The 4359-nt window shown below is 65.2% G+C and carries 2 protein-coding genes; one reads left to right on the top strand and one right to left on the bottom strand.

All coding sequences use genetic code 11. The features are described 5' to 3' along the window. Window positions 1–64: 64 nt before the first annotated feature. Window positions 65–3130: a type I restriction endonuclease subunit R gene (locus tag ABD225_RS18240; RefSeq protein WP_344089024.1), complete on the bottom strand. Its 3066-nt coding sequence runs from the start codon at window positions 3128–3130 to the stop codon at window positions 65–67. 132 nt (window positions 3131–3262) lie between these two features. On the opposite strand from ABD225_RS18240, the gene ABD225_RS18245 reads away from it, so the two are divergent. Then, the coding region (locus ABD225_RS18245; protein ID WP_344089026.1) for an IS256 family transposase at window positions 3263–4359 on the top strand (1097 nt) is incomplete at its 3' end.

Below are 4359 nucleotides of genomic sequence, written 5' to 3' on the forward strand. Positions count from 1 at the left end.
ACCGCCATGTGAGGCAAACAACGAAAAGGGCCGAACCGGAAAGAAATCCGCTGCGATTAGCCGGTTAATTCTCCGACAATGCGTGGTCGCGGACCTTTTCCAGCACTACGACCAGTCGGTCCACGTCACTGTCACTGAAGAGGAAGTCGGGACCCGTTGGGGCATGATCCGTGAAGGGCGCCTCATAGAGGCGACGTGCCTCCATCACCCCGTTGGCGGTCAGGTGCTCGACGATGAGCTGGATGAACCGGATCTCGGCCGCGCTGAAGCGGGAGTCGGTGAGGAACTCGGAGAAGGCCTCGGTCGCGGCCTCACGATCCAGGCCCACGAGGGACCGGATGAACAGACCCAAGCCCTGCGACTCCTCGGTCGCTCTCGCGATGTCTTCTGGCCCGCCGGCGCCCGATGCCACGAGCATCGCCTCAAGCGTCGAGAGGTCGGTGTGGGTCAACTGCTTGTTACGCCGGAGCTTCTGCAGGGCCACGTTGTCCTCGTGGTCCTTGAGGTAGGCACGCGCCTTGGCTTTGAAGCGCTCCCAGTTCGTCCCCACCGCCACACCCGGCAGGTCCACGATCGACCCGTCGCCGATCTCATCCTCGAAGTTCGTGTACACGATCGCGCGCGTGGTCTTCTCGATGAATCGGACCAGCCCGCGGATCCGCCGCCGGGCGAGTTCCAGCATGGGCAGCGTGACGTCGACCCACCACTCGTCTTCGGCGACCTCGGCCAGGAGCGTCTGCTGCTCGGCGATCGCGGGAATGGCCGTCTGGTTCAGAAGCGAGGAGGCGATCTGCTGCACCTGTTGCCGAAGGCGCTCAGCGGTGAGGTGGTCCCCGTCGAGCTTCGCCAGCTGGATTTTGAGGATCAGCAGGTCGAAGCGTTTGGCGTGCTCGTCGTCGTCACGGACGGCGGAAGGTAAACCAGCCAGGTGCGCGGCAACATCTCCGGCCTCCTGCAGGGACAAGGTGGCCCACGGCTCCCATTCGGCGTACTTCTGGACCCACTCGCGTTCGGGCCGCACGACGAAGTTGTCGAGGTTCATGCTGGCCACGACCTGGTGAAGGTGCTTGGCTGTGTCGTCCCGGAGACTGCCGACCTCTGCGCCACCGTCGCCATGATCCAGACCGGCGACGAGGGCCAGGCGGGCTTCGAAGAGTCGCTGCGCCAACGACTTCTGGACCGACCCCTCTGACCCAGCCCCCGGCTGGTTGAAGTACTCGAGGTTCATGCAGAAGTCGAAGACGTAGAAGTTCTTCTTGTCCTCGCCGGGGCCATAGAGGTCGGGGCACAGCCGGGTGCCGCGGCCGATCATCTGCCAGAACTTCGAGGCCGATCGGACCAGCTTGAAGAAGACGAGGTTAACGACCTCGGGGACGTCGATGCCGGTGTCGAGCATGTCGACGCTGATGGCGATGTGGGGCACCTTCTCCTTGATGGAGAAGTCGTCGATGAGGCTCTGCGCGTACTCGGTCTTGTAGGTCAACACGCGCGCGAAGTGGCCGCCGTACTCCGGGTATGCCGTGTCGAACCGTTCGCGGATGAACTCGGCGTGGGCGTTGTTCTTGGCGAAGACGATCGTCTTGCCGAGACGGTCGCCACCGGCGACCTTGTGGCCGGACTCCATAAGGTGCTTGAGCACCTTGTCGACCGTGTCGGCGTTGAAGAGCCACTTGTTGAGCTCCTCGGGATTGACGTCGGTGGGGACCTGGTCGTCCTCACCCCAGTCGAGGGAGTCCCACTCGTCCTTCTCTGCCTCGGATAGCTGGTCGTAGTGGATCCCTGTGCGCAGGAACTTCAGCGGCACCGACACCGAGACTGGCGGTACCAGGTACCCCTCGGCAACGGCCTCGTCTAAGCTGTACGCGTCCGTAGGCACGCCGGCTTCGAGGTTGAACAGCGTGTAGGTGTTGCGGTCGATCTCGTCCTTGGGAGTGGCGGTCAGCCCGACCAGCATCGCATCGAACCAGTCGAAGATTGCCTTGTACTTCGCGTACACGGATCGGTGGGCCTCGTCGATGACGATCAGGTCGAAGTAGCCCGGCCCGAATCGCCGGCCTCCCACCGCATCGGTCGCGTTGATCAGGCCCATCATCGTGGGGTACGTCGAGACGAAGACGCGGCCGTCGGGGACCTTCTCGTCCACGAGGTTGATCGTCGTCGCCGCAGGCAAATGCGCCTTGAACGCCGCGACGGCCTGGTTGACGAGCGCCACCCGGTCGGCGAGGAAGAGCACACGCTTGACCCAGCCACGCTTCATGAGCTGGTCCACCAACGCGATCACCGTGCGGGTCTTGCCCGAGCCGGTCGCCATGACCAGCAGCGCCTCGCGCCGCTTGGCTTCGAACGACTCCCCGACCGCCCGGATTGCCCGTGTCTGATAGTGCCGCTCGACGATTGACTTGTCGATGACAGCGTCCTTAAGCGGAAGCCGTGTCTGCCGCCGCTGGACCATCAACTCCAACTCGTCCTTGGTGAGGAACCCGGAGAGCCGCCGTGGCGGATAGCCCCCTGCGTCGTCCCAGATCCAATGCTGATACCCGTTGGACCAGAAGATCACCGGACGACGACCCGTCATTGCTTCCAGGCTGTCGGCATACAGCTTCGCCTGCTGCTGGCCGACTGCCGGGTCCTTGCGAGACCGCTTGGCCTCGACCACGGCGAGCGGCAACCCGTCGTCGCCCCACAGCACGTAGTCGACAAAGCCTTGCCCCTGCGCATTGGGCATTCCTGTCACCGGATACTCGCGGTCGCGCGCGTCGGTCAACGACCAGCCAGCCTCCAAGAGGTCGGCGTCGATGAACAGCTCGCGCGTTGACGCCTCGTCCCAGTCGAACTGCGTGGCCTGGTGGGCCTTGGCCGCTTGGGCAGCCGCCACCGCGGCCCGGACCTTCTCAAGCTCAGCCTGGAGCGCAGCGCTGCTCTCCTTTGCCGCAGCGAGGGCGGCGTCCTTCTCCTCGAATTTCGCAAGGAGCTGGTTCAACTCGGCCGTGGACAGGGGCTGCTGACCTCCCTCCTGCGGTGGGGCAGGAATCAGCGAGGGATCGTATGCCGCGGCTGTGGGCACGTCGTCCGGCGCCGCTGAGTACGTGAAGGCAGCCCACTTGAGGACGTCATGGAGTTGACGAAGCACGTTCAGCGCGAGTGGAGTCCAGCAGAGTGGTGTACGACGGACCTGAGTGAGTGCGCGCCTCCAACGTAGGCGCGGCCACCGGGTGGATCCTTCGAGTGATCTCTCACAACCGACTCGAAGAAGGACACCACGATGACCGCTTCACCAAGTATTGACCCGGCACGCTTCCTGGACGAGCAGCTGGCGCAGGCGAGCCCTGACCTGATGCGTGATCTGCTCTCCACGTTCGTCAACGCGCTGCTGTCGGCGCAGGCCGACGCGGTGTGCGGCGCCGGTTACGGCGAACGCTCCAGCGAGCGGGTCAACTCCCGCAACGGCTACCGCCACCGCGAGTTGGACACCCGCGTCGGGACCCTCGATGTCGCGGTTCCCAAGCTGCGCCAGGGCAGCCTGTACCCGGAGTGGCTGCTGGAGCGTCGGAAGCGGGCCGAGCGGGCGCTGACCTCGGTGGTGGCGACCTGCTACCTACTCGGGGTGTCCACCCGCCGGATGGACAAGCTCGTCCAGGCGTTGGGCATCACCGGCCTGTCCAAGTCCCAGGTCTCGGTGATGGCCAAGGACCTCGACGAGCACGTCGAGCAGTTCCGCACCCGCCGACTGAGCGAGGCCGGCCCGTTCACGTTCGTCGCGGCTGACGCGCTGGTGCTCAAGGTCCGTGAAGGCGGCCGGGTGGTGCCGGTGCACGTGCTGGTCGCGACCGGTGTCAACGCCGACGGGCACCGCGAGATCCTCGGTGTGCAGGTCACCACCAGCGAGGACGGCGCCGGCTGGCTGGCGTTCTTCCGGGACCTGACCGCCCGCGGCCTGACCAGCGCAGGCCCGGTCAAGCTCGTCACAAGCGACGCCCACGCCGGCCTCGTGTCCGCGATCGCCGCGACCCTGCCCGGGACGGCTTGGCAACGCTGCCGCACCCACTACGCCGCCAACCTCATGAGTGCGACCCCGAAGTCCTCGTGGGGATGGGTCAAGGCGCTGCTGCACTCGATCTATGACCAGCCCGACGCCGAAGCAGTGCATGCCCAGTTCGACCGCGTCGTCAACGCCCTCACCGAGAAACTCCCCACCGTCGCTGACCACCTCGAACAAGCCCGCGCCGACATCCTCGCCTTCACCGCGTTCCCCAAGGAGGTGTGGCGTCAGATCTGGTCGAACAACCCTCAAGTTATCTTGAGCCAGCTTCAGGGTGTCGTTGATGTAGCCGATGGCCTGGATCGGTCCCCCATCGTGCG

Source organism: Nostocoides veronense (genome assembly GCF_039531185.1).
GTDB classification, from domain to species: Bacteria; Actinomycetota; Actinomycetes; order Actinomycetales; family Dermatophilaceae; genus Nostocoides_A; species Nostocoides_A veronense.